Source organism: Caulobacter sp. DWR2-3-1b2, assembly GCF_049896345.1.
In the GTDB taxonomy this organism is placed as follows: domain Bacteria; phylum Pseudomonadota; class Alphaproteobacteria; order Caulobacterales; family Caulobacteraceae; genus Caulobacter.
This window is the reverse complement of sequence record NZ_JAFCUC010000001.1, coordinates 579,663-602,973: the sequence shown is the minus strand read 5'-3', so window position 1 is coordinate 602,973 and position 23,311 is coordinate 579,663. Positions and strand designations below refer to the sequence as shown.

Sequence of the window (23,311 nt, the reverse complement as noted above, 5' to 3'; positions counted from 1 at the left end):
GGTAGTCTCCCGACCCGACCCCCCAGGTCAAGGGCGCGCGCGGCGAAATGACAACGTTGGACAACGGGCCTCCAGGGCGCAATCCCAAGCGGAACAAGCGTTTGCGTCGAAAAACTCCACGCCGCAAAGGTTGTGACCCGCCGGCCCCCTCGTTACGGTGACGCCAAATAAGGCCGCGTCGCATCGTTCGACGCGTCTCCAGCACGTGCGCAGCGGGATCGGGAAACATGAGCGACAGCGAGAAGAAGACCTTCACCGACGAAGAAGCGCTGAACTTCCACCGCTATCCGACCCCCGGCAAGATCGGCGTCGTCGCCACCAAGCCCATGGCCACCCAGCGCGACCTCAGCCTGGCCTATTCGCCCGGCGTCGCCGTGCCGGTGCTGGCGATCGCCAAGGATCCCGACCTCGCCTACGAATATACCTCCAAGGGCAACCTGGTGGCGGTGATCAGCAACGGCACCGCGATCCTGGGCCTCGGCGACCTGGGCGCCCTGGCCTCCAAGCCGGTGATGGAGGGCAAGAGCGTGCTCTTCAAGCGGTTCGGCGACGTCGACTCCATCGACATCGAGATCACCAGCAAGGACGCCGACGAGATCATCACGGTGGTCAAGAACATCGGTGTCACCTTCGGCGGCATCAATCTGGAGGACATCAAGAGCCCCGAATGCTTCCGCATCGAGACCGAGCTGCAGGAGCTGCTCGACATCCCGGTGTTCCACGACGACCAGCACGGCACGGCGATCATCTGCGCCGCCGGCCTGATCAACGCCTGCCACATCACCGGCAAGAACCTGGCCGACATCAAGGTGGTGCTCAACGGCCCCGGCGCGGCCGGCATCGCCTCGATGGAGCTGATCAAGGCCATGGGCGTGCGGCCCGAGAACGTCATCGCCGTCGACAGCAAGGGCGTGCTCTATCGCGGCCGCACCGACGGCATGAACCAGTGGAAGAGCGCCCACGCGGTCGACACTCCGCTGCGCACCCTGGCCGAGGCCGTGGTTGGCGCGGACGTGCTGCTGGGTCTCTCGGCCAAGGGCGCCTTCACGCCGGAGATGATCGCCAGCATGGCCCCCAATCCGGTGATCTTCGCCATGGCCAATCCCGATCCGGAGATCACCCCAGAGGAGGTCCACGCCGTGCGCAAGGACGCCATCATGGGCACCGGCCGCAGCGACTATCCCAATCAGGTCAATAACGTCCTGGGCTTCCCCTACATCTTCCGCGGCGCCCTGGACGTGCGGGCCCGCCGCGTCAATCACGAGATGAAGATCGCCTGCGCCAACGCTCTGGCCATGCTGGCCCGCGAGGACGTGCCCGACGAGGTCGCCGCCGCCTATCACGGCCGCCAGCTGAAGTTCGGACCGCAATATATCATCCCCTCGGCCTTCGACCCGCGGCTGATCTGGTACGTGCCGCCCTTCGTCGCCCAGGCGGCCATGGACACTGGCGTGGCCCGCAAGCCGATCGAGGACATGGACGCCTATCGCGCGGGCCTGGCCCAGCGCCTGGACCCCACCGCCGGCTTCCTGCAGAAAATCAGCGGCGCCGTTTTGTCGAACCCGAAGACGATCGTTTTCGCGGAAGGCGAGGACCCGTCGGTGATCCGCGCCGCCTATGCCTACCAGACCGGCGGCTTCGGCAAGGCCATCCTGTGCGGCCGCGAGAACCTGGTCGAGGACAATATGCGGGTCGTCGGCCTGGACCCGGCCACCGCCGGCCTCGAGATCATCAACGCCCGGCTCAGCGACCGCAATCCGGACTATGTGGACGCTCTCTACAAGCGCCTGCAGCGCCAGGGCTACCTCAAGCGCGACGTCCAGCGGCTGATCAATCAGGACCGCAACAGCTTCGCCGCCTCGATGGTGGTGCTGGGCGAGGCCGACGGCATGGTCACCGGCGTCACCCGCAGCTTCGACCAGGCCCTGGAAGACATCCTGCGCGTCGTCGACCCGGCCCCCGGCGGCCGGATCATGGGCATGTCGGTGGTGCTGGCCAAGGGCCGCACGGTCTTCGTGGCCGACACCAATGTCACCGAGTTGCCCGAGGCCGACGAACTGGTCGAGATCGCCCTGGAAGCCGCCCGCGCCGTCGCCCGCCTGGGCTTCAAGCCGCGCGTGGCCTTCATGAGCTATTCCACCTTCGGCAACCCGATGGGCGAGCGCTCGGAAAAGGTGCGCGAGGCCGTGGCCATGCTCGACGAGATGGACATCGACTTCGAATATGAGGGCGAAATGCCGCCCGAACTGGCGCTAGACCCCGAGCGGCGCGCGAACTACCCGTTCATGCGCCTGACCGACAGCGCCAACATCCTGATCATGCCGGCCATCCACGCGGCCTCGATCTCGACGAAGCTGGTGCAGAGCCTGGGCGGGGCGACCGTGATCGGGCCGGTGCTGTTGGGGTTGAGCAAGCCGGTGCAGATCGCGCCGTTGTCGGCGTCGGTGTCGAAGATTTTGAATATGGCGATGATGGCGGCCTATGAGGCGCCGGGGGATGGGGGCGGGGAGGGGTAGGAGCGCCACCGGTTCAGTTTTCTGAACTTGTTGACACTCCTTGCATAGGAGCCACCGCTTGGGAGCGTCTTGGGCTCTTGGATCGAGATTTTCCCCTAGCCGCATATGACCAGTTGCCGAAGTTTTCCTAAGCCATCGGGCCCGCCGCTGGGGCGGCCGGAGGGGCGGCCGGCGGGGCGAAGGGGTGGGCTTCCATGCCGTTGGGGCGTCGTAATTAGCCTCTGCTCTCTGGGAGAAAGTTGAAGGAGCTAGCCTCCATGCCCTGCGAATAGCCAGTAAACTCTAGCGTTTTTAAGGCACTAAAACTTTTCGATCTAATTGATCCTCTCCCTCCAGATCACCGCCATACTGGTCCTACCCAAGAGCACGGGAAGGGCGCACGTACGGCGACCGAGGCGGCTCTTGGGGGTGGTCGAGCGGGAAGGCTTGTCCGCCGTGTCTTCTTCGGAAGACGCCCCAGGTCGGTTCGGAGCAGGTTCACCCCCGTGGTGACGAAACTCCGGCGCTCGGGGTAGGCGGACAGGCTGGCAGGTGCGGGCTGAAATCGCCCGCACGGTCCGGAAGGGTTAGCCGCCCTTCCGCCCGCCGGGGGCCAACTTCGGAAGCGGGTTAAGACCCCGCGCTCCGATGGCTCCCGTCTGAAGGCCACGCGAGGCGCTCGTCTTCGTCGAAACGGTACATAAAACGCAAAACCTCCGGGCGGAGCCCGGGCGCTTCGCATCCCTCCCATCCCATCGCAGCCTCCGGGCGCGTGAGGGCGAAGCGGCGTCCAAAGTCGCGCACCGGCCGCCGAAGCGAATAGATTATGTCTATCTCCAATGATGAATTAATCGATTAGCCCTATCGCACCCTCCCCTGTATGGGTGGCCTCGCAATTTCCTGCAGGAGCACTCCATGTCCTTGATCAACACGGCCATCAAACCCTTCACCGCCGAAGCCCTGAAGGACGGCAAGTTCATCACCGTCAGCGACGCCGACTTGAAGGGCAAGTGGTCGGTCGTGTTCTTCTATCCCGCCGATTTCACCTTCGTCTGCCCGACCGAACTCGAGGACCTGGCCGACAACTACGCCGAGTTCCAGAAGCTGGGCGTGGAGATCTATTCAGTCTCGACCGACACCCACTTCGCCCACAAGGCCTGGCATGACACCTCGGAAGCCGTGGGCAAGATCGAATACACCATGGTCGGCGACCCGACCGGCACGATCACCCGCAACTTCGACGTGATGATCGAGGAGGTCGGCCTGGCCGATCGCGGCACCTTCGTCGTCGATCCGGACGGCAAGATCCAGATCGTCGAGATCACCGCTGGCGGCATCGGCCGCGACGCCCTCGAACTGCTGCGCAAGGTCAAGGCCGCCCAGTATGTCGCCGCCCACCCGGGCGAAGTTTGCCCCGCCAAGTGGGAAGAGGGCGAAGCCACCCTGAAGCCTTCGCTGGACCTGGTCGGCAAGATCTAGGTTCGCGATCGCGTCACCCCTTTCGCCAGCCCGCGAACGGGGTGACGCACCCTCGTTGAAATTCGCGCCGCATCCTCCCCCGAGGCGACGCCACGCATTGGAGCACGTCATGTTGGACGCCGGTCTCAAGGACCAACTGAAGGCCTATCTGGGCAATCTGCGCCAGCCGATCGAGCTGGTCGCCTCGCTGGGCGAGGGCCAGGGCTCCAAGGACATGCTGGCCCTGCTCGAGGACGTGGCCGCGGCCTCCGACAAGGTCAGCCTGAATCTGGCCGGCGACGACGCTCGCAAGCCGTCCTTCGCCATCGAGCGCGACGCCAAGGATTCCCCCCAAGACAAGGTTGGCGTCCGCTTCGCGGGCCTGCCCCTGGGCCACGAGTTCACCTCGCTGGTGCTCGCTTTGCTGCACGTCGGCGGTCACCCGCCGAAGTTCGACGCCGAGGTGCTGGACCAGGTCCGCGCCCTGGAAGGCCCGTTCCGCTTCGAGACCTATTTCTCGCAGAGCTGCCAGAACTGCCCGGACGTGGTCCAGGCGCTGAACACCATGGCCGCCCTGAACCCCAACATCACCCATGTCGCCATCGACGGAGCGCTCTTCCAGCAAGAAGTCGAAGCGCGCCAGGTCATGGCCGTACCGACGGTGTTGCTGAACGGCCAGCCGTTCGGCCAGGGCCGGATGAGCCTGGAGCAGATCGTGGCCAAGCTGGACACGGGCGCCGTGGCCCGCGAGGCCGAGAAGATCAAGGCCAAGGACGCCTTCGAGGTGCTGATCGTCGGCGGCGGTCCGGCCGGCGCGGCGGCGGCAATCTATGCGGCCCGCAAGGGCATCCGGGTGGGCGTGGCGGCCGAACGCTTCGGCGGCCAGGTGCTCGACACCATGGCCATCGAGAACTTCATCTCGGTGTCGCACACCGAAGGCCCCCGCCTGGTCGCGGGCCTGGAGCAGCACGTCAAGGACTACGACGCCGACATCATGAACCTGCAGAAGGCAGTCGGCCTCGTGCCGGCTCAAACTCCGGGCGGCCTGATCGAGATCAGGCTGGAGAACGGGGCCAGCCTGACCTCGCGCAGCGTGATCCTGGCCACCGGCGCCCGCTGGCGCAATGTCAACGTGCCCGGAGAGGCCGAGTACAAGAACAAGGGCGTGGCCTATTGCCCGCACTGCGACGGCCCGTTGTTCAAGGGCAAGCGCGTGGCGGTGATCGGCGGCGGCAACAGCGGCGTCGAGGCGGCCATCGACCTGGCCGGCATCGTCGCCCACGTGACCCTGATCGAGTTCGACAGCCAGCTGCGGGCCGACGCCGTCCTGCAGCGAAAGCTGGCCAGCCTGCCCAATGTCAAGATCGTCACCTCGGCCATGACCACCGAGATTCACGGCGACGGGACCCGCGTCAGCGGCCTGACCTACAAGGACCGCAACCACGACAGCGCCCATCGCGTCGACCTGGAAGGCGTATTCGTGCAGATCGGCCTGGTGCCCAACACCGAGTGGCTGAAGGACAGCGGCGTGGCGCTGAGCAATCGGGGCGAGATCGAGGTGGACTATCGCGGCGAGACCTCGTTGCCCGGGGTGTTCGCCGCCGGCGACGCGACGACCACGCCCTACAAGCAGATCGTCATCGCCATGGGCGAGGGCAGCAAGTCGGCCCTGTCGGCCTTCGACTACCTGATCCGTCTGGAACCGGCCGTCCCGGCGCAGTCGGCCGCCGCCTAGGGCGAAACGCCCTCATCGTCACGGTTCTGGAAGCCGCCGCGTTCGCCGTTCAAGGCCGACGCGGCGGCTTTCGTCGGTTTGGCGCTGCGGCAATGCGCCTCTCGCCGGACACGCGATCTACGCCTCGACATCAATCTTGGCCCCGGGCATCTTGTTAACGAATGAGCAAATGATTCTGCGCGGCCGACGGGCCGATTCGACGCGATGGGCGTCGTTACGCGGGTCGTTAAAAGGTGGGCAAGATGCGGCTGCTGTCGAAGAACGATCGCAACACCAAGAGCGGCGTCAAGCCGGTGATGCTGGCGACCGAGAACGACCGTCCTGAGTCCACGGAGACGTCCGACCGTCTGATCGAGGCCACCCAGGCGATCGGCGTCCGCTACGAAACCATCCATGGCGGCCTCGACAGCATCAGCCGCGTGGTCGAGCACCTGCGGGCCATCGAGCCCCTGCTCTCTGAAATTCGCGGCCCGGTCGCCGAGGAGTTTGAAGCCCGCCGTAGCGAGCACGCCGAGCTGATCTCGCTGCGCGCCGCCTTCGACACCGCCGCCCGTCAACTGGCCGCCGTCCAGGCCGAGGAGCGCGAGCTCTCCGCCAAGCTGGCCGCCTCCGACGCCGGCCTGGTCGAGTCTGACGCACGACGCCAGGCCCTCGACGTGGCCCTGGAAGACGGGGCGCTCGAGATCGATCGGCTGCGCAACGGCCTGCTGCAGTCCGACCTGAAGGTCGGCGGGCTGGAAGCCGCCCTACGAGACGCCGCCGCGCGCGGCGAGCACCTGGCCCAGGACGTCGACACCCTGCGCCTGCAGACCCAGGACATCGACACCCGTCGCGGCGAGGCCGAATCGGCCCTGGCGCGCTCGAACCAGCAGACCGCCTTGCTGGTCGAGGAGTCTGGCACGCTGAAGAAGCGCCTCGAACAGGCCGGTTCCGACGTGGCCCGCCTGTCGCGCATCGAGACCGAGCTGGAAGGCCAGGTCGCCGCCGAGCGCGCGCGCCTGCTGGCCTCCGACAACGCCCTGACCACCTTCCAGTCCGACAGCGCCCGCACGATCCGTGGCCTTGAGGCCCAGGTCGAGGCCGGCCGCACCGAGGTGTCGGCCCTGCAGACCCGCCTGGAGACCGCCACCGGTCGTGCCGACAAGCTTGAAGAGATGAACGGCCAGATCTCGGCCAAGCTGAACGAAAGCAGCGCCCAGCAGCAGGCCGTCGAGCGCCGGGCCGGCGATCTCAATGTCGCCTTGGAGCGCGCCCTGGAACGGGTTCGCAATCTGGAGGACGAGGTCGAGGACCTGCGCGGCCGTCATGCCGGCGTCGACACCGCCCGCGCCGCCGCCATCGAGCGCGCCGACCAACTGGCCAAGACCGTCGTCGCCAACGAAAAGGCGCTCAAGCGGGCCGAGGAACGCGCGACCCAGTTGCGCACCCGCTTCGACGTCATGCAGACCGCCCAAGACGACATCCGTCGCCAGCACGACGACAAGGTCGCCGAAATGCAGACCGAGATCGAGCGCATCCGCTCGGAAGCCGCCCTGGCCGAAGGCGCTCTGGAATCGGCCCGTCGCGACCGTTCGCGCCTGCAGATGGCTCTGCTCGGCGCCACCAGCGACGACCTGGCGGCGGCGGGGTAGTTTTAAGCCCTCCCCCTGTGGGGGAGGCGGCCGAAGGCCGGTGGGGGGATTGGGCGGCGAACGCCCTGCCACTCCCCCTCCGGTCGCTACGTGATCACCTGCCCCGGAGGGGGAGGATTTATTTTTCCGTCTCTACATAGACCTTGAGCCGGTCGAACTGGTCGCTGAGCACGCGATCGACGACCGGCGCGATCCTGTCCAGGCCGCCCTTCATGTAGCCGCCGACGTCATAGGTCTGGGTCAGGGTGGTCCTGCCGTCTTGCTCGGACAGGGTCCAATTCAGGTGACCGCTGGCGCCGCTCATCTGCAACGGACCTAGGCCGCCGAACAGCCGCAGGCCCTGGCCGGGCTGGGCATAAACCACGGTCATGTGCACCACCGAGCCGCCATTGGGCAGCTTCTCGCAGAAACAGCCGCCCGACATCGCCGCCATCGACAGATTGGCCGATGAGCCCGACCAGGTATGATCCTTGTTCCACCAGGCCGAGGGCTGGGTCAGGGCGGCATAGACCTTGTCGGCCGGCGCGTTGATCACCGCCTCGCGCTTGACCTCGAACCCGTTGGGCTGGGCGTCGACGACTTCGCCGTGGGCGCTGGCGGCGGTGAGCGCCAAGGTCGCGGCGATGAGCAGGTGTTTCATGGGGGCGTTCCTGATGTTGGACTGAGGTTGACGCCTCACCCATAAGCGTCAAGTCAGCACTTGCCCCCACCTGACCGCTTCGCGGTCTGTCGCGGCGAGCGGGCGGAGCCTCGGACACTTGGAGCTCTTCCCCTATGGGCGAAGACGACCGCGAAGCGGTCCGTAGGGGGCAAGTCCGTGACCTAAGCCGCCTCGAACCGCAGCGGGCCACCCCAGAAGGTCTGGACCAGCGCATTCTGAGGTCCCGGCTCGCCGGTGGTCAGGAAAACCCGGCCGCCGCCCGTCCCAGGGTCCAGCTCCGGATGACGCTCGAAATAACGCTCCAGCGCGTCGGCCGTGGCGGCCGGCTGCTGGATCATCGGGGTGCCAGCCGGCAGGGCGGCGCGGAAGATGTCGGCGATGATCTCGTAATGGGTGCAGCCCAGCACCGCCCGGTCGGGATAGCGCCCGATGCGGGTCTTCAGCGCCTGGACATAGCCCTCTACGGCCTTGGCCAGGTCCACGGCCCCGGCGTCGGCCTCGATCATCGGCACAAGGTCCGGACAAGCCTGCGAGAACACCGCGATGTCTTGCTTGCGTTTGTCGATCTCGATCTCGTAGACGCGAGAATTGGTGGTGCCCTGGGTGGAGAACACCCCCAGCACGTCCAGCTGCTCGACCTTGTCGCCGCGCCGCTCGGCCTCGTGTTCCCAGGGCAGGCCGGTGGCCGCCTCGATGGTCGGCACGATGATTCCCAGCACATTGACCGGCCGGCCCAGCGCCTTGCGATAGCCCGGCAGCCAGGTCTGTTGCAGGCGGCGCAGGGCGATGGCCGAGGCGGTGTTGCAGGCCAGGACGACGACGCTGGCCCCGGCGTCGAACAGGCGCTCGCACCCGGCCCGCGTCAGATTGACGACCTCCTCGCCCGGCCGCCCGCCATAGGGCGCATTGGCCTGGTCGGCCAGATAGATGAAGTCCGCCTGGGGCAGACGGTTCACGAGGGCGCGGTGGACCGTGAGGCCGCCCACGCCGGAGTCGAAGACGCCGATGGACATGGGACGACACTTAGCTTTCGTCGCCGCGCCCGTCCACGGTGGTGAAGGGTCACAGCGGTGTCATGTGACGGCGCTTTTCGCGTGGCCTAGGCTGATCTTCAAACGTTGTCCCGGAGACACCCCTTGAAGCGTCGTTCGTTCCTCGCCGCCGCCAGCGCCACGGTCCTCATGCCCGCCATCAGTGAAGCCGCCGACCCCGCGACCCCAGCCAATCCCCTGCTCGCACCCTGGACGGGTCCGCATGGCGGCGTCCCGCCCTTCGACAAGGTCAAGCCTGATCTGTTCGCCTCGGCCTATGACGTCGCGATGGCCGAGCAGCGCCAGAAGCTCTTTGCCCTGACCGCCAAGCGTTCGGCGCCGAGCTTCGAAAGCATCATCGCCGAATACGAGGATTCCGGGCGGGCAATGAGCCGGGTCAACGGGCTGTTTGGCGTGTTCACCTCGACGATGAACGACGCGGTCATGCAGAAGGTCGAGGCCGCCACCACGCCCAGGCTGGCGGCCTTCACCGACGAGATCATCCAGAACGAACAGCTCTTCGCCCGGATCAAGGCTGTCTACGACGCTCGCGAGACGGCCGGCCTGACGCCCGAGCAGAAGCGCCTGACCTGGGTGACCTACAACAACTTTGCCCGCCAGGGCGCGGCGCTGGATGGCGTCAAGAAGGCCCGGCTGGGCCAGATCAACCAGGCCCTGGCCGGCCTCTACACCAAGTTCAGCCAGAACGAGCTGGCCGACGAGGAAGGCTACAGCCTGGTGCTGGAAAGCCAGGCCGATCTGGTGGGCCTGCCGGACTCGATCCGGGCCGGAGCGGCGGCGGCGGCCGAGGAAAAAGGCCAGAAGGGGAAGTGGCTGATCACCAACACCCGCTCGTCGATGGAGCCGTTCCTGGTCTATTCCGACCGCCGCGACCTGCGTGAGAAGGGCTGGAAGCTGTGGATCTCGCGCGGCGACAATGGCGACGCTCATGACAACAAGGCGGTGATCACCGAAATCCTCAAGCTGCGGGCCGAAAAGGCCCAGCTGCTGGGCTTCCCGAGCTACGCCCACTGGATCACGGCCGACAACATGGCCAAGACCCCGGACGCGGCCATGGACCTGATGACGCAGGTCTGGAAGCCGGCCGTGGCGCGCGTCCATGAAGAAGTGGCCGACATGCAGAAGGTCGCCGCCGCCGAGGGCGCGACCTTCAAAATCGCGCCCTGGGACTATCGCCACTATGCCGAGAAGGTCCGCAAGGCGCGCTATGATCTCGATCAGAACGCGGTGAAGCCCTACCTGCAGCTGGAGAAGCTGCGCGAGGCGATCCACTGGGCGGCCGGTCAACTGTACGGCTTCACCTTCACCCAGATCACCGACGTGCCGGTCTGCCACCCCGACGTCCGCGTCTGGGAGGTTACAGGGAGCGGTCAGCGCGTGGGCCTATGGTACTTCGACCCCTACGCCCGGGCCGGCAAGCAGTCGGGCGCCTGGATGAGCGAATACCGCACCCAGGAGACATTCCGCGGGGTGGTGACGCCGATCGTCTCCAACAACTGCAACTTCGTGAAGGGCCAGCCCGGCGAGCCGGTGCTGATCTCCTGGGACGACGCGGTCACCCTGTTCCACGAGTTCGGCCACGCCCTGCACGGCCTCAACTCGGACGTAAGCTATCCCACCCTGGCCGGCACCAACGTAGCCCGCGACTTCGTCGAGTTCCCCAGTCAGCTCAACGAGCACTGGTTGCCGACCAAGCCGGTGCTGGAGAGGTTCGCCGTGCACTACCAGACCGGCAAGCCGATCCCCGCCGATCTCGTGGCCAAGATCGAGAAGGCCCACACCTTCAACCAGGGCTTCTCGACCGTCGAATATCTGTCCTCGGCGATCTACGACATGAAGATCCATCTGGCGGCCCAGGGTCAGGTCATCGATCCGGAAGCCTTCGAGACGGCGACGATGGCGCAGATCGGCATGCCGTCGGAGATCGTCATGCGCCACCGACCCACCCACTTTGGCCACATCTTTTCCGGCGACGGCTACTCGGCGGGCTACTACGACTACATCTGGGCCGACACCCTGACCGCCGACGCCGCCGAGGCCTTCGCCGAGGCGCCCGGCGGCTTCTACGACAAGGCCGTCGCCAAGCGTTTGCACGACGACATCATGAGCGTGGGCAACACCCTTGACGCCGGCGAGGCCTTCCGCCGCTTTCGCGGCCGTGACGTGAAGATCGGCGCCCTGATGCGCAATCGCGGCTTCCCGGTTCCGCCGGGAGCCTAGGCTGGTCTACGAATGGGGACATGCGCATGAGCATGTCCCCAGCACCTTCCCGGCATGATCAGATATATCTAAAATCACTCTTGCCCCAGTCCAATTTCGATATATCTATAACTTCGATGTAACGAAACAGGATCTAAAAATGTTTGGACGTCATCACCATCCCGAAGGCCGCATGGGTCACCATGGGGGCCATCACAGCCGTCATCCGTTCGGCTTCCACGGCCATGAAGGCCATCATCGTCGCGGCGGCCGCATGGGCCGGTTCTTCGACCACGGCGATCTGCGCCTGGTCGTGCTCAAGCTGATCGCCGACAAGCCCAGCCACGGCTACGAACTGATCAAGGCCGTCGAAACCTCGGCCGGCGGCGCCTATACCCCCAGCCCCGGCGTGATCTATCCCACCCTGACCTTGCTGGAAGAGCTGGGCTACGTCACGGCGGCAGACGCCGGCGGTGGCAAGAAGCTCTACACGATCACCGACGAAGGCCAGGCCTTCCTGGAAAGCAATCGCCAGCCCGTGCACGGGCTGTTCGCCCGGATGGCCGAGGCCGCCGCCCAGAGCGCCGCCTTCTCGCCGCAGATCATGCGGGCTCGCGAGAACATCAAGACGGCGCTCCGCCTCAAACTGACCGCCGGCCGGCTGACACCCGAGCAGATCGCCGCAATCGCCAAGGTGCTGGACGGCGCGGCCGCCGCCATCGAGGGGGTGTAGCGATGCAGAGCCATGCCCGTCTGAACACCGACAAGGCCGCGCGCTACATGACCCAACTGGCCAAGCACTGGAGCCACAGGTTCGAGGTGGCGTTCGACGCCACCTCGGCCCGGATTCCGCTGCCGGTCGGGACCTGCGTCCTGCTAGCCGAACCCGATGGCTTGAACATCACCGTCGAGGCGCCGCTGCTCGAGAACCTCACGAAACTGGAGGACGTGGTCGCCGACCACTTGCTGCGCTTCGCCTTCCGCGAATCGGTCGAGCGCCTGGCCTGGACCCGCGCCTGGGAAGCTGGGCGAATTGACCCACCCGCCCTACGCGTCAATCACGTCGGTCTCTAAGGCAAAACCCTGGTCACAATGTCGGGATAGCGCCGTTTATCCGTGGGACAGGCAGTCAACTGCCCTTGCGTGAACCCATTAACCATCGTTTGCTTCGCCACGAGTCCCGGTAGAGGACTGTGGAGGAAACCATGGGTCATGTGGTTCGCGACGTTGTGTTTCGCCCGCGGATGGATGGTTGCCAACGCCGTCTCCGCTGGCTTTTAGCCATCACGGCGTTCAACATCGTGCTGTGGAGTGGGCTGATCGCCTTGATCAGCCATAGGGCCTAAGGGCGTCGCAGGACGTCGCAGCCTGTCGGGTCAGCGCTAGAGCATTTCCCGACCTGACCGCGTCAGGCCGTGAGCTCTAATCTTTTGTTTTGACGCATTTTTCTTCACGCGAACCGGAACCACTTCGCTCGAAAAATGCTCTAGCGCAGGCCGCGAAGCACGTCGATCCGCCGCATCGCCTTGCCCGGTAGGGCCGACACCCGGCCCAGCGGCAGGGATTCGGCCATCTCGCGCACGCGATAGGCGGTCTTGCGCGCCAAGGTCGAAACCGACGGGGCGCCCAGGAAGCCGAAAGTCACCATCTGCTGATGGTTAGACAGATCGCGCTTGAAGCGATAATCGCCCGCGCCCAGGTCGAGCCGGCGATAGGGGCTGTGGTCCAGGCTCTTCAGGATGTCTTGAAACAGAAGCAAGCCCGGCGAGTAGCGCTCGAATTTAGGATCGTGGGCGATCAGCCAACCGTGGATCGTACCGCCGCCGCGCAGGTGGAAATGCGCCGCCGCCAGCTCGTCGCCCAGGTGGAGGGTGTAGAGGCCGCCCCCGAACGCCGAGTCGCGATCCCCGAACAGGGCCTCGATCAGCCGCATGACCCAGGGTGTCTTGAAAAGGTCGGTCTGGCCTGTGGCGGCAAGCTGGGCGCGCTTCCAGGCGATGAGCTGGGTGAAGTCCTCGCGCGATTCCGATAGGGCGGTGAACCGGGCGGCGCCCGTCTCACGCTCGGCCTTGCGACGCTTCTTGTCGATGTCCTTGAGCGCTCCGATCCCCGCCGCCTTGCGCTCGGCCTCGTAGGCGGCGTAGCCGTCGGCGACGTCGATGATCCAGGAGGTGCTTTCGCCTCGTCCCTGCCCACGAAAGGCCGGGTCACCGGCCTGCATGTGGCAAAAGTCGAAGCGGGAAACGCCCATGGCCCGAAGCATGGCGCGCGGATCCGGCCGGAAACCGCCATGGGTCACAAGGGCCTGGTAGTCCGACATCGGCGCCCCGACCGGCATGGCGATGTCGCCACGCTTGCGCACTGGCAGGAAGGCCGCGGGCTGGCCGGCCGTATCATGCTGGATCGCCACTTGGACGCCGCTGTCGGGGCCTTGAGCCCGCGCAACGGCCGAAACCCACTGCGGCGACAGGAACGGGCTGTCGAAACGCGGCTCGGCCGCCTGGGCGGCCGACCAGCGCGCGCTGACCTCCGGCGGCAGTTCCAAGGCGGGGACGACGTCGATCTTCAAGGCAACCTCGATCCGACCTGAACGAGCAGCCGGAATTCTTGGCGATTTTGCTCTGTATAGATTGAATGAGGGTTTACAGCCTCAGTCCATCAGCTTCTTCGACAGATAGACATATTCCAGGGCCTGGCGGCGCGCGGTTTCGGCCTGGTTGGCGCTGGCCGCGTGGCCGCCGTCGACATTTTCGTAATAGAGCACCGGATAGCCCAGTTCTTCCAGCCTCGCGGCGGCCTTGCGGGCGTGGGCCGGGTGGACCCGGTCATCCTTGGTCGAGGTCTCGATGAACACCTCGGGATATTTCTGGCCGACCTTGAGGTTGGTATAGGGGTCATACTTGGCAATTACCGCCCGCTCCGACGGTATGGCCGGGTCGCCATATTCGCCGATCCACGAGGCGCCGGCCCCGATCTGGCTGTAGCGGATCATGTCGAACAGCGGCACCTGCACGACGACGGCGTTGTAGAGCTCGGGCCGCTGGGTCAGGGCCACGCCCATCAGCAGGCCGCCATTGCTGCCGCCCATGATCCCCAGATGGCGCGGCGAGGTGATCTTGCGGTCGATCAGGTCCTGGGACACGGCGAAGAAGTCGTCATAGACCTTCTGGCGGTTCTCCTTGAGCCCGGCATTGTGCCAGGCCGGGCCGAACTCGCCGCCGCCGCGGATATTGGCCACCACATAGGTGCCGCCGCGCTCCAGCCACAGCTTGCCCATCACGCCCGAATAGCCGGGCGTCATCGACACCTGGAAGCCACCATAGGCGTAGAGCAGGGTCGGCGCCTGGCCATCCATGGCGAGGGTCTTGGGATGGATGACGAAATAGGGGATCCTGGTCCCGTCTGTGCTGGTCGCCTCGAACTGTTCGACCACGTGGGCCCCGGCGTCGAAACGGGCCGGCGAGGCCTTGATCTGCTCCAGCTTCAACGAGCCGGCGTCGGCCAGCCAGAGGGTGGAGGGCGTCAGATAGCCGGTGACGCTGAAGAACAAGCGGTCGTCCTTCGACGAGGCCGAGCCCAAACCGATCGTCGAATTGGCCGGGAGGTCGAACTTCTTTTTCGTCCAGCCCAGGGGCCCGTGATTATAGGCGAAGGCCACGCCGGTGACGTTGTCCAACAGGCCGACGATCAGCTTGCCGCGGGTGCTGGTCACCGACTCGACCGACTGCTTGGCGGTGGGGCGCAGCACCAGGGTTGCCTGGGCCTTGGCCGGATCAGCCTTGACCGCCCTGAGGCTGAAGCTGATCAGGTCGCCGGTCTTGAAGCCCTCCTCGGCCCAATCCTGCTCCAGAGACACCACCATCTGGCCATTGACATAGCCCTGGATCGAGCTCTTCACGGGCAGGTTCAGCCGCACGGGAGCAGCGTCGGTCAGCAGGTATTTTTCGCTCTCGAAGAAGCTGGTGGCGCGATTGGCCATCACCGCCTGGACCACGCCGTCGGCGTCGCGCAGCGTGTAGCCGCTGACCGAGACGTCATCGACCGTGCCGCGAAACACCTCCCTGGCCGAGGCCAGGGGGGTTCCGCGCTTCCAGGTCTTCAGCACATAGGCATAGCCCGACTTGGTCACTTGGCCCGGCTCCCATTCGCGGGCGACCATCAGGGTGTCCTTGTCGATCCAGTCATAGTCCTGCTTGCCCTCGGGCAGCACGAAGCCGTCCCTTACGAAGGCGCGGGTCATCGAGTCGAACTCCCGGACGGTGACGGCGTCCTTGCCGCCGTCCGACAGGGTGACCAGGCACAGGGTCTCGTCAGGGGCCAGGCAATTGGCGCCCTTGAACACCCAGTTGGCGCCCTCGGCCTTCGACAGGGCGTCGATGTCGAGGAGGGTCTCCCATTGTGGCGCGGGCGTCCGGTAGCTGTCCAAAGTCGTGCGGCGCCACAGGCCGCGCACGTGATCGACGTCCTGCCAGAAGTTGCGCAATGACCCGTCGCCGGCGAACGACACGCCCGGCACCCGGTCCTTGGCGTTGAGGATCGCCAGGGCCTTGGCCTCAAGGTCGGCATAGCGCGGATCACCCTGCAGCTTGGGCAGGCTGCGAGCGTTCTGGGTCTTGGCCCAGGCCAAGGCGCGGGCTCCCTCGATCTCTTCCATCCACTTGTAGGGATCGTTCTGACCCAACTGGTCCAGGGGCGTGCGCGCCTCGGTATCGGCGGAAGCCGGGACGGGCTGGGCGGCTTGGGCGGTGTTCGAAAGGGTCATGAGGCTCGTGGAGGCGAGGAGAACGAGAAACAGTCTGCGCATCTAGTGATCCAGGGCTGTCGCGACAGGTGGGCGGGCGACGGTAACGAAAATCACGGATGGCGCCAGAGTGGCCGAAAACACGCGGGTCAATCGTCTAAAGCCGCGCTAAGAACGCCGCACTTGGGCCTGACCTCTGACTCGGCCGAGGTTTTCCACTATATAACCCGCACCATGAGCCGCACCTTTCTCAAGATGAACGGGCTGGGCAACGACTTCGTCGTGCTTGAGACCGCCTCGCAGCCCTTCCATCCGACGGCGGAGGACATCCGCGCCATCGCCAGACGGCCCGGCAAGGATGGGGGCGAGGGCGGAATTGGCTGCGACCAGGTGATCGCCATCGATCCGCCCAGGGGGCAGGGCGCGAGCGCCTATGTGCGGTTCTGGAATTCGGATGGCGAGGAGACCGGGGCCTGCGGCAACGGTACGCGCTGCGTGGCGTGGCTGCTGATGCAGTCGTCGGACAAGACCGCCGTGGCCTTCGACACCGTGGCCGGCCGGCTGACCGGCCAGATGGCCGGCGACAAGCTGGTCACCGTCGACATGGGCCCACCGGGCCTGGCCTGGGACCAGATCCCGCTGTCCGAGGAGATGGACACCACCGGCATCGAACTGCAGGTCGGCCCGATCGACGCCCCCGACCTGCACACGCCGGGCTGCGTCTCGATGGGTAATCCGCATGTGGTGTTCTTTGTCGATACGCCGGCCACCGATGAACTGGCGCGCGGCACGGGGTCGCTGATCGAACACCACCCGCTGTTCCCGCAGGGCGTCAATGTCGGATTCGCCAACGTCGTTGAGCGCGACCACATCAGGCTCAAGGTCTGGGAGCGCGGCGCGGGCCTGACCGCCGCCTGCGGCACCGGCGCCTGCGCGGCCCAGGTGGCCGCCGTCCGCAAGGGCCTGACCAACCGCGTCGCCAGGGTCGAGTTCGAGAGCGGGTCCCTGACCATCGAATGGCGGGCCAGCGACAGCCACGTGATCATGACCGGTCCCGTGACGATGGAATTCAGCGGCAAACTGCCCGAGAAGGTCGCGGCATGAGCGTCCATACCGCCCCCATCCACCCGGCGATTGGTCCAGGCAAGACGGCCGTGATCACCGGCGCGGCCGACGGCATCGGCCTGGCCGCCGCCCAGACCTTCGCCGGTCTGGGCATGAACGTGGTCATGGCCGACATCATGGGCCGCGCCCTGGCCAAGGCCGCCGACTCCATCGGCGAGCGCGCCCTGGCCGTGCCTACCGACGTCGCCGACCGCGCTGCGGTCCAGACCCTGCGCGACGCAGCGGTCGATCGATTCGGCGCTGTCGACGTGCTGATGAACAACGCCGGGGTTGGCGGCGGAGGCGACGCCTTCTCGGGCGAGGACCCGTGGAAGCGCATCCTCGACGTCAACCTGTGGGGCGTGATCAATGGCGTTCAAGTGATCGGCGAGGAGATGGCCGCCAGCGGCCGCCCCGGCTTGATCATCAACACGGGCTCCAAGCAAGGCATTACCCAGCCGCCGGGCAACACGGCCTATAATGTGTCGAAATCGGCGGTGAAGTCGCTGACCGAGGGGCTGGCCCACACCCTGCGCGAGATCGTCGATTGCCAGGTCGACGCTCGCCTGCTGATCCCCGGCTTCGTCCACACCGGCATGACCCGGCGCGGCGGCGACAAGCCCGCCGCCGCCTGGACCCCGCAACAGACCGTCGACTTCATGCTGGAAAGCATCCAGCGCGGCGACTTCTACATCCTGTGCCCCGACAACGACGTGCCCCGCGCCGTCGACGAAAAGCGCATGGCCTGGGCCATCGGCGACATCATCGAAAACCGCCCAGCCCTGTCGCGCTGGCGCCCCGACTGGAAGGACGCCTTCGCGGCGTTCGTCGATAAGCCGTGACCACCTACACCCTCATCTCCCGGCCGCCGAAGCCGGCCCCCACCTCCCAACATGAGAATGGGGGCGAGGAGGGCGGCCCGGCCGTCGTCTCCAGCGGTCCCGACGACGTGGCGATCGTCACCTTCGGCTGCCGGCTGAACGCCTATGAGTCGGAAGCCATCCGGGCCCGCGCGGCCGCCGATGGCTTGACCGACGCGGTGGTGTTCAACACCTGCGCGGTAACCAACGAGGCCGTGCGTCAGGCCCGGCAGGCGATCCGCAAGGCGCGTCGCGAGCGGCCGGACGCCCGGCTGATCGTCACCGGCTGCGCCGCCCAGATCGATCCCGCCGCCTTCGCCGCCATGCCGGAGGTCGACCTCGTGCTCGGCAACGCCGAAAAGGCCGCGCCTGGCGCGTTGATGGACACCTCTACCCGTGTTCGTGTCAATGACATCATGTCGATCAGGGAGACCGCCGGTCACCTGATCGCCGGTCTCAAGGACCGCGCCCGGGCCTATGTCGAGGTCCAGAACGGCTGCGACCACCGCTGCACCTTCTGCATCATCCCCTATGGCCGGGGAAACTCGCGCTCGGCCCCGGCCGGCGAGGTGGTCGACCAGGTCCGCCGGCTCTCGGACGAGGGCTATAACGAGGTGGTGTTGACCGGCGTCGATGTGACGTCGTGGGGCTCCGACCTGCCCGGCCAACCGACCCTTGGCCAGCTAGTGGGGCGAATCCTGAAGCTGGTTCCTGGCCTGCCGCGCCTACGGCTGTCGTCGATCGACGCCGCCGAGATCGACGTCGACCTGTTTCGGCTGCTGGAGACCGAGCCCCGGCTGATGCCCTATCTGCACCTGTCCTTGCAGGCCGGCGACAACCTGGTGCTCAAGCGCATGAAGCGTCGCCACAGTCGCGAGGACGCCCTGAAGCTGGTGGCCAGCGTCCGCGCCGTGCGCCCCGACACAGCCTTCGGCGCCGACCTGATCGCCGGTTTCCCCACTGAGAGCGACGAGGCCTTCGAAAACACTCTGAGGCTGGTCGAGGAGGCGGGCCTGGCCTTCCTGCACGTCTTCCCCTACAGCGCTCGCCCCGGCACGCCCGCCGCGCGGATGCCGGCGGTCAAGGGCGGAGTGATCAAGGACCGCGCCCGCCGCCTGCGGGAAGCTGGCCAGGCTGGGCTTGAACGCCACCTCCAGCGCCAGGTGGGCCGCGTTCTATCGGGCCTGGTCGAGCGCGAAGGCGTGGCCCGCGCCGAGGATTTCACCGAGATCGCCTTCGATCCCGCCTTGGGGGGCGCCGCGCCCCAGGGCCGGATCGTTGCCTTTCGCGTCACCGGCCACGACGGCGTGAGGGTGATCGCCGAGCTCACCGCCTAGGGAGGTTTCCCATGTCCGATACGACCGCGCTGACCGGCGGCTGCCAATGCGGCGCGGTGCGCTTCAGCGTCGACGGCGCGCCTGGCCGCGCCTCGATCTGCCATTGCCGAATGTGCCAGAAGGCCTTCGCCGGAGCGTTCGGGGCCTTGGTCACCGTCTCGGTCGTCGACCTGATCTGGACGCGCGGCGCTCCGGCCCATTTCCAGAGCTCCGACCAGGTGAAGCGCGGCTTCTGCGCCGCCTGCGGCACGCCGCTAACCTTTGAATGGAGCGCCGAGCGGATCGACTTGGCGGTCTTTGCCTTCGACGATCCCTCGCGGGTCGAGCCGGCGGTGCAATTGGCCGTCGAGGGTCGTCCGGCCTGGATGGATCATCTGGCCGATATGCCGGTTCGCCCGCCGACGGGGCCGTCGGGTGTAGTAGTCAGCCGGCAGCATCCCGATCACGACACCTGATCCTTCTCCCTTTGCGGGAAAAATGTGGGCTCGCTGAGCGATGTCGGACGAGGGGTTGACGGGAGGATCAGCCGCAAGCGGCGGGCGGGTTGATGCGATCCCTCATTCGTCGGCTGCGCCGCCACCTTCTCCCGCTAGGGGAAGGGAGAGAGGGTGTAGACGCTTCACCGACAGCGCCAGATAGGCCACACCCATGACGGTCCAGACGATGTCTTCGGCGCGCCGACCTTGAATGACGATCATCGTCTCACCCTCGAAGCGCGGCTTGCGTCCGTTCACGCCTTCTCCTCTCCGCCTGCAAACCCCGGCAGGCTCCAGCCCAGCTTGAGCGCACAGGCCCGCAAGCCGAAGGCGGCCACAAATCCGGCGATCCCCGCCGGCCAGAAACCCGCGTGCAGCAGGCTCAGCACCGCGAACACCGACGCCCCCAGCAGGGCGGCGGTGATGTAGATCTCGCGGCGCAGCAGCAGGTTCGGCTCCCCGGCCAGCACATCCCGGAGGATCCCGCCGAAGGCGGTCGTCAGCACGCCCATCATCACCGCCGTGAACGGATGGACGCCCAGGCTTAGCGCCTTGGCCGTGCCGACCACGCAATAGGCGGCCATGCCCAGGGCGTCGAGCCACAGCAGGGCTCGGAACCGCCAGCCGCGCTTCCCCAGCATCCAGACGATCACCGCCGCCCCCAGGCAGGCCAGGACATAGCCGGGCCGCTGGATCCAGAACACCGGCGCGCCGATCAGCAGATCGCGGAGGGTTCCGCCGCCAACTCCGGTGATGGCTGCGAAAAAGCCGAAGGTGATGATGTCGTGCTTGCGATGGGCGGCGGCCAGCGCCCCGGTCGCGCCGAACACGGCGACGGCGGCGTAATCCAGCCAGAACAGTGTGGTCGAAAGCGCGTCCATTGGCGTTTCATGCCACGGCCGACAGAGCCTGTCCCAGGCTCTGTCCCCTTTGATTGGAGCGTGGCGGGCGCTGAAACCGCTCACACTTTCAGCTGCCACGCTCTAAAGGAACGCCATGAGCGAAAAGCCCGAGCAGAAAAAAGGCTGGTTCCAGCGCCTGACGTCGGGCCTGGCCCGGTCGTCCCAGCAGATGACCGACCAGGTCACCGGCGTCTTCGTCAAGAAGCCCCTGGACCAGGAACAGCTGGATCAGCTGGAAGAGATGCTGATCGAGGCGGACCTTGGTCCCCAGATCGCCGCCCGCATCGCCGACGCCTTCGGCAAGGCGCGGTTTGGCAAGTCCTCGACCGAGATCGAGGTCAAGGAAGCCCTGGCCGACTTGGTCGCCGCCGAATTGACCGACCGCGAGGGGGTATTCGACCCGCTGTCGGGTCCCAAGCCCTATGTGGTGCTGTTCATCGGCGTCAATGGGTCGGGCAAGACCACCACCCTGGGCAAGATCGCCTCCGACCTGACCCTCAACAAGGGCGCCAAGGTGCTGATCGCCGCCGGCGACACCTTCCGCGCCGCCGCCGTGGAGCAGTTGAAGGTCTGGGCCGACCGGGCAGGGGCCGATTTCATGAGCCGTCCGCCCGGTTCCGACGCCGCCGCCTTGGCCTATGAGGCCGTCGAACGCGCCAAGCTCGAAGGCCATGATGTCGTGCTGATCGATACCGCCGGCCGGCTGCAGAACAAGCAAGGCCTGATGGACGAACTGCTCAAGGTCATTCGGGTGCTCAAGAAGGTCGATCCCGACGCCCCGCACGAGACCCTGCTGGTGCTGGACGCCACGGTGGGCCGCAACGCCCTGGCCCAGGAGAAGATCTTCGGCAACCAGGTCGGCGTCTCCGGGATTGTGATGACCAAGCTGGATGGCACGGCGCGCGGCGGGGTGCTGGTGCCGGTGGCCCGGGCCTCGGACAGCCCGATCAAGCTGATCGGCGTCGGCGAAGGCGTCGATGATCTACAACCGTTCGACGCGCGTGCCTTCTCGCGCTCGCTGGTGGGGCTTGAGGACTAGACATGACCGAGATTCCTCCCCCCGAGCCGGCGTCCGCACTGGCCACTCAGCCCGACAAGAAGAAGAACGCCGCCTGGGTGCGCACTGCCGTCGACTACGGCGCACCGGTGGCCTTCGCCGTGGCCTTCTTCGCCACCAAGAACTTCCAGACCGCCACCTGGGTGCTGGTCGTCGCCTCGGCCCTGGCCCTGGCGCTCGGCTATGCCGTCGAGCGCCGTGTGGCCCTGCTGCCGCTGTTTTCCGGCGTCATGGCCCTGATCTTCGGCGCCCTGGGCCTGGTGTTCCACAGCGACGTGTTCGTGAAGATCAAGGTGACCGTGGTGAACGGCGCCCTCGCCCTTTTCATGATCGGCGGAACGCTGATGGGCCGCGCGCCGCTCAAGGCGCTGATCGGCGAGGCCGTGCGCCTGCCCGACGCCGCCTGGCGCACACTCACCCTGCGTTATGGCGGCTATTTCACCTTCGCGGCGGTCGCCAATCAGGTGGTCATCGCCATCACCAACGGCATGCCTGCGGTGCAGGGCAACGACCTGTGGGTAAAGTTCCGCATCGCCCTGCTGCCCCTGGCCATCGTCTTCTCCCTGACCCAGGTGCCCTTCATGATGAAGCACATGGCCAAGGGCGACGAGGCCAAGACACCCGAACCGCCGGACGCCGGCTTCTAGGTTGGCAACCGACAGCCCACGGACCATCTGTCGTCAAATCGACGTGTAACCGTGGTACCTGAAGGTCCGTCGACGGAAACGAGGGACGACGGATTATGGCCAAGATCAAGGGCGACAAGGGCGGCGGCAGGTCCGTCGGGGCGGATCACGGCGGGGCCCTGACGCGGTCGCCCAGCCACCTGCTGCACCGTGTCCTGCAACTGGCCCTCGACATCTATGCCGAGGAGAGCGGCGCCGGCGGCGTCACCCAGCGGCAGTTCGCGGTTCTGGCGGCGGTGGCCGAGAACGAGGGCGTCACCCAGACGGGCCTGGTGCGCGCCACCGGCATCGACCGTTCCACGCTGGCCGACATGGTCGCCCGGATGATCACCAAGGGCCATCTGGAGCGTCATCGCTCCGATCTGGACGCCCGCGCCAACACCGTCAGCCTGACATCGGCCGGCGCCGCCGTGCTGGAGGAAAGCCGTCCCAAGGTGGCCATGGCCGACGCTCGCATCCTGGCCCTGCTCAAGCCCAGCAAGCGTGCGGGCTTCCTTGAGTTGCTCGCCGACATGGCTGTGTCCGACGTCCACGGCGAGCCGGAGGTCAAGGTCAAGAAGACCAAGGCTCCCAAGGCTGAGAAGGTCGCCAAGAAGGACAAGAAGCCCAAGAAGGAAAAGGCCGCCAAGAAGGCGGCCTGAGGGCCCAGCCGGGGACACGCACAAGCGCATGTTCCCCGGCTCTTCCGCCGAAAGCCTTAGGCGGGCGTCCGTCGAAGCCCTAAAGTCGTCTCAAGCCGATAGGACGGCTCGGCCTGCTGGACATCCCGGCGCGCGAGCGCCCTGGCAGGGAGCGCGCATGGCCAAGGGTCAGAAAAAGTCCAACAAGGAAGTCCGCAAACCGAAGGCCGACAAGAAGGCCGCGCCAGCCGCCGCGTCGCCGTTCATCGTCACGTCCGGGAAAAAATAGGGCGCTCC

General features: G+C 66.4%; 21 protein-coding genes. 15 read left to right on the top strand and 6 right to left on the bottom strand.

Annotated elements, in window-relative coordinates:
• Window positions 1-227: 227 nt before the first annotated feature.
• From ACP694_RS02880 to ACP694_RS02865, 4 genes are all read left to right on the top strand, one after another.
• On the top strand, window positions 228-2,516 hold the full coding sequence (locus ACP694_RS02880; protein WP_426010252.1) for an NADP-dependent malic enzyme: 2,289 nt from the start codon (window positions 228-230) through the stop codon (window positions 2,514-2,516).
• Between the two features lie 894 nt (window positions 2,517-3,410).
• Entirely contained in the window at window positions 3,411-3,974 is a 564-nt protein-coding gene (gene ahpC, locus ACP694_RS02875) for an alkyl hydroperoxide reductase subunit C (protein ID WP_426010250.1), read from the top strand.
• 109 nt (window positions 3,975-4,083) lie between these two features.
• Window positions 4,084-5,688 (top strand): alkyl hydroperoxide reductase subunit F, encoded by a 1,605-nt coding sequence (gene ahpF, locus ACP694_RS02870; protein ID WP_426010249.1) that lies wholly within the window; start codon window positions 4,084-4,086, stop codon window positions 5,686-5,688.
• Window positions 5,689-5,930: 242 nt separating this feature from the next.
• Window positions 5,931-7,319, top strand: a complete 1,389-nt coding sequence (locus tag ACP694_RS02865; RefSeq protein WP_426010248.1) for an intermediate filament-like cell shape determinant CreS — start codon at window positions 5,931-5,933, stop codon at window positions 7,317-7,319.
• Window positions 7,320-7,437: 118 nt separating this feature from the next.
• Here ACP694_RS02865 and ACP694_RS02860 read toward each other — a convergent pair whose 3' ends face one another.
• The gene (locus ACP694_RS02860; RefSeq protein WP_426010246.1) at window positions 7,438-7,959 is read right to left on the bottom strand and encodes an SRPBCC family protein; all 522 of its coding nucleotides are present in this window, start codon (window positions 7,957-7,959) and stop codon (window positions 7,438-7,440) included.
• A 182-nt stretch (window positions 7,960-8,141) separates the two neighbouring features.
• Window positions 8,142-8,993: a glutamate racemase gene (locus ACP694_RS02855; RefSeq protein WP_426010245.1), complete on the bottom strand. Its 852-nt coding sequence runs from the start codon at window positions 8,991-8,993 to the stop codon at window positions 8,142-8,144.
• 123 nt (window positions 8,994-9,116) lie between these two features.
• On the opposite strand from ACP694_RS02855, the gene ACP694_RS02850 reads away from it, so the two are divergent.
• The 3 genes from ACP694_RS02850 to ACP694_RS02840 all read left to right on the top strand — a co-directional run bounded on the left by ACP694_RS02850 (window position 9,117) and on the right by ACP694_RS02840 (window position 12,305).
• Window positions 9,117-11,252, top strand: a complete 2,136-nt coding sequence (locus ACP694_RS02850; protein WP_426010244.1) for a M3 family metallopeptidase — start codon at window positions 9,117-9,119, stop codon at window positions 11,250-11,252.
• 139 nt (window positions 11,253-11,391) lie between these two features.
• A complete protein-coding gene (locus ACP694_RS02845) occupies window positions 11,392-11,964 on the top strand; it encodes a PadR family transcriptional regulator (RefSeq protein WP_426010242.1) in 573 nt (190 codons plus the stop codon).
• Between the two features lie 2 nt (window positions 11,965-11,966).
• Window positions 11,967-12,305: a DUF2218 domain-containing protein gene (locus ACP694_RS02840; protein ID WP_426010241.1), complete on the top strand. Its 339-nt coding sequence runs from the start codon at window positions 11,967-11,969 to the stop codon at window positions 12,303-12,305.
• A 412-nt stretch (window positions 12,306-12,717) separates the two neighbouring features.
• On the opposite strand, the gene ACP694_RS02835 is transcribed toward ACP694_RS02840, so the two are convergent.
• Together ACP694_RS02835 and ACP694_RS02830 are read right to left on the bottom strand one after the other, a co-directional pair.
• On the bottom strand, window positions 12,718-13,800 hold the full coding sequence (locus tag ACP694_RS02835; protein ID WP_426010239.1) for a GNAT family N-acetyltransferase: 1,083 nt from the start codon (window positions 13,798-13,800) through the stop codon (window positions 12,718-12,720).
• 81 nt (window positions 13,801-13,881) lie between these two features.
• Complete coding sequence (locus ACP694_RS02830) at window positions 13,882-16,035, bottom strand: prolyl oligopeptidase family serine peptidase (RefSeq protein ID WP_426010237.1); 2,154 nt, start codon at window positions 16,033-16,035, stop codon at window positions 13,882-13,884.
• A gap of 171 nt (window positions 16,036-16,206) precedes the next feature.
• On the opposite strand from ACP694_RS02830, the gene dapF reads away from it, so the two are divergent.
• From dapF to ACP694_RS02810, 4 genes are read left to right on the top strand one after another with little or no spacing between them, the layout of a single operon-like run.
• Window positions 16,207-17,076, top strand: coding sequence for a diaminopimelate epimerase (dapF, locus tag ACP694_RS02825; RefSeq protein ID WP_426011280.1), 870 nt, complete (start codon window positions 16,207-16,209; stop codon window positions 17,074-17,076).
• On the top strand, window positions 16,989-17,918 hold the full coding sequence (locus ACP694_RS02820; RefSeq protein WP_426010236.1) for an SDR family NAD(P)-dependent oxidoreductase: 930 nt from the start codon (window positions 16,989-16,991) through the stop codon (window positions 17,916-17,918). Before dapF ends, ACP694_RS02820 begins: the two co-directional genes overlap by 88 nt.
• The gene (mtaB, locus tag ACP694_RS02815; protein WP_426010234.1) at window positions 17,915-19,273 is read left to right on the top strand and encodes a tRNA (N(6)-L-threonylcarbamoyladenosine(37)-C(2))-methylthiotransferase MtaB; all 1,359 of its coding nucleotides are present in this window, start codon (window positions 17,915-17,917) and stop codon (window positions 19,271-19,273) included. Before ACP694_RS02820 ends, mtaB begins: the two co-directional genes overlap by 4 nt.
• 11 nt (window positions 19,274-19,284) lie before the next feature.
• Window positions 19,285-19,728, top strand: coding sequence for a GFA family protein (locus ACP694_RS02810; protein WP_426010232.1), 444 nt, complete (start codon window positions 19,285-19,287; stop codon window positions 19,726-19,728).
• A 102-nt stretch (window positions 19,729-19,830) separates the two neighbouring features.
• On the opposite strand, the gene ACP694_RS02805 is transcribed toward ACP694_RS02810, so the two are convergent.
• Together ACP694_RS02805 and ACP694_RS02800 are read right to left on the bottom strand one after the other, a co-directional pair.
• Complete coding sequence (locus ACP694_RS02805; RefSeq protein WP_426010230.1) at window positions 19,831-20,007, bottom strand: hypothetical protein; 177 nt, start codon at window positions 20,005-20,007, stop codon at window positions 19,831-19,833.
• Entirely contained in the window at window positions 20,004-20,630 is a 627-nt protein-coding gene (locus ACP694_RS02800) for a trimeric intracellular cation channel family protein (RefSeq protein WP_426010228.1), read from the bottom strand. The genes ACP694_RS02805 and ACP694_RS02800 overlap by 4 nt, the downstream gene beginning before the upstream one ends.
• 115 nt (window positions 20,631-20,745) lie before the next feature.
• On the opposite strand from ACP694_RS02800, the gene ftsY reads away from it, so the two are divergent.
• The 4 genes from ftsY to ACP694_RS02780 all read left to right on the top strand — a co-directional run bounded on the left by ftsY (window position 20,746) and on the right by ACP694_RS02780 (window position 23,303).
• The gene (gene ftsY, locus ACP694_RS02795) at window positions 20,746-21,690 is read left to right on the top strand and encodes a signal recognition particle-docking protein FtsY (RefSeq protein WP_426010226.1); all 945 of its coding nucleotides are present in this window, start codon (window positions 20,746-20,748) and stop codon (window positions 21,688-21,690) included.
• A gap of 2 nt (window positions 21,691-21,692) precedes the next feature.
• Window positions 21,693-22,355: an inner membrane-spanning protein YciB gene (locus ACP694_RS02790; RefSeq protein WP_426010224.1), complete on the top strand. Its 663-nt coding sequence runs from the start codon at window positions 21,693-21,695 to the stop codon at window positions 22,353-22,355.
• Between the two features lie 95 nt (window positions 22,356-22,450).
• Window positions 22,451-23,035 carry a MarR family winged helix-turn-helix transcriptional regulator gene (locus tag ACP694_RS02785; RefSeq protein WP_426010223.1) on the top strand — a complete coding sequence of 195 codons (585 nt, stop codon included), beginning with the start codon at window positions 22,451-22,453 and terminating at the stop codon, window positions 23,033-23,035.
• Window positions 23,036-23,192: 157 nt separating this feature from the next.
• Window positions 23,193-23,303 (top strand): hypothetical protein, encoded by a 111-nt coding sequence (locus ACP694_RS02780; RefSeq protein WP_426010221.1) that lies wholly within the window; start codon window positions 23,193-23,195, stop codon window positions 23,301-23,303.
• Window positions 23,304-23,311 lie beyond the last annotated feature (8 nt).

Excerpts from the sequence above, each read along its gene's own strand:
- ahpC (WP_426010250.1), top strand. The coding sequence starts at position 3,411 with ATGTCCTTGATCAACACGGCCATCAAACCCTTCACCGCCGAAGCCCTG.
- ACP694_RS02800 (WP_426010228.1), bottom strand. The coding sequence starts at position 20,630 with ATGGACGCGCTTTCGACCACACTGTTCTGGCTGGATTACGCCGCCGTC.
- ACP694_RS02810 (WP_426010232.1), top strand. The coding sequence starts at position 19,285 with ATGTCCGATACGACCGCGCTGACCGGCGGCTGCCAATGCGGCGCGGTG.
- ACP694_RS02860 (WP_426010246.1), bottom strand. The coding sequence starts at position 7,959 with ATGAAACACCTGCTCATCGCCGCGACCTTGGCGCTCACCGCCGCCAGC.
- ACP694_RS02880 (WP_426010252.1), top strand. The coding sequence starts at position 228 with ATGAGCGACAGCGAGAAGAAGACCTTCACCGACGAAGAAGCGCTGAAC.
- dapF (WP_426011280.1), top strand. The coding sequence starts at position 16,207 with ATGAGCCGCACCTTTCTCAAGATGAACGGGCTGGGCAACGACTTCGTC.
- ACP694_RS02790 (WP_426010224.1), top strand. The coding sequence starts at position 21,693 with ATGACCGAGATTCCTCCCCCCGAGCCGGCGTCCGCACTGGCCACTCAG.
- ACP694_RS02820 (WP_426010236.1), top strand. The coding sequence starts at position 16,989 with ATGGCGGGCCAGCGACAGCCACGTGATCATGACCGGTCCCGTGACGAT.
- ACP694_RS02845 (WP_426010242.1), top strand. The coding sequence starts at position 11,392 with ATGTTTGGACGTCATCACCATCCCGAAGGCCGCATGGGTCACCATGGG.
- ACP694_RS02855 (WP_426010245.1), bottom strand. The coding sequence starts at position 8,993 with ATGTCCATCGGCGTCTTCGACTCCGGCGTGGGCGGCCTCACGGTCCAC.
- ACP694_RS02785 (WP_426010223.1), top strand. The coding sequence starts at position 22,451 with ATGGCCAAGATCAAGGGCGACAAGGGCGGCGGCAGGTCCGTCGGGGCG.
- ACP694_RS02780 (WP_426010221.1), top strand. The coding sequence starts at position 23,193 with ATGGCCAAGGGTCAGAAAAAGTCCAACAAGGAAGTCCGCAAACCGAAG.
- ftsY (WP_426010226.1), top strand. The coding sequence starts at position 20,746 with ATGAGCGAAAAGCCCGAGCAGAAAAAAGGCTGGTTCCAGCGCCTGACG.
- ACP694_RS02840 (WP_426010241.1), top strand. The coding sequence starts at position 11,967 with ATGCAGAGCCATGCCCGTCTGAACACCGACAAGGCCGCGCGCTACATG.
- ACP694_RS02865 (WP_426010248.1), top strand. The coding sequence starts at position 5,931 with ATGCGGCTGCTGTCGAAGAACGATCGCAACACCAAGAGCGGCGTCAAG.
- ahpF (WP_426010249.1), top strand. The coding sequence starts at position 4,084 with ATGTTGGACGCCGGTCTCAAGGACCAACTGAAGGCCTATCTGGGCAAT.
- ACP694_RS02830 (WP_426010237.1), bottom strand. The coding sequence starts at position 16,035 with ATGCGCAGACTGTTTCTCGTTCTCCTCGCCTCCACGAGCCTCATGACC.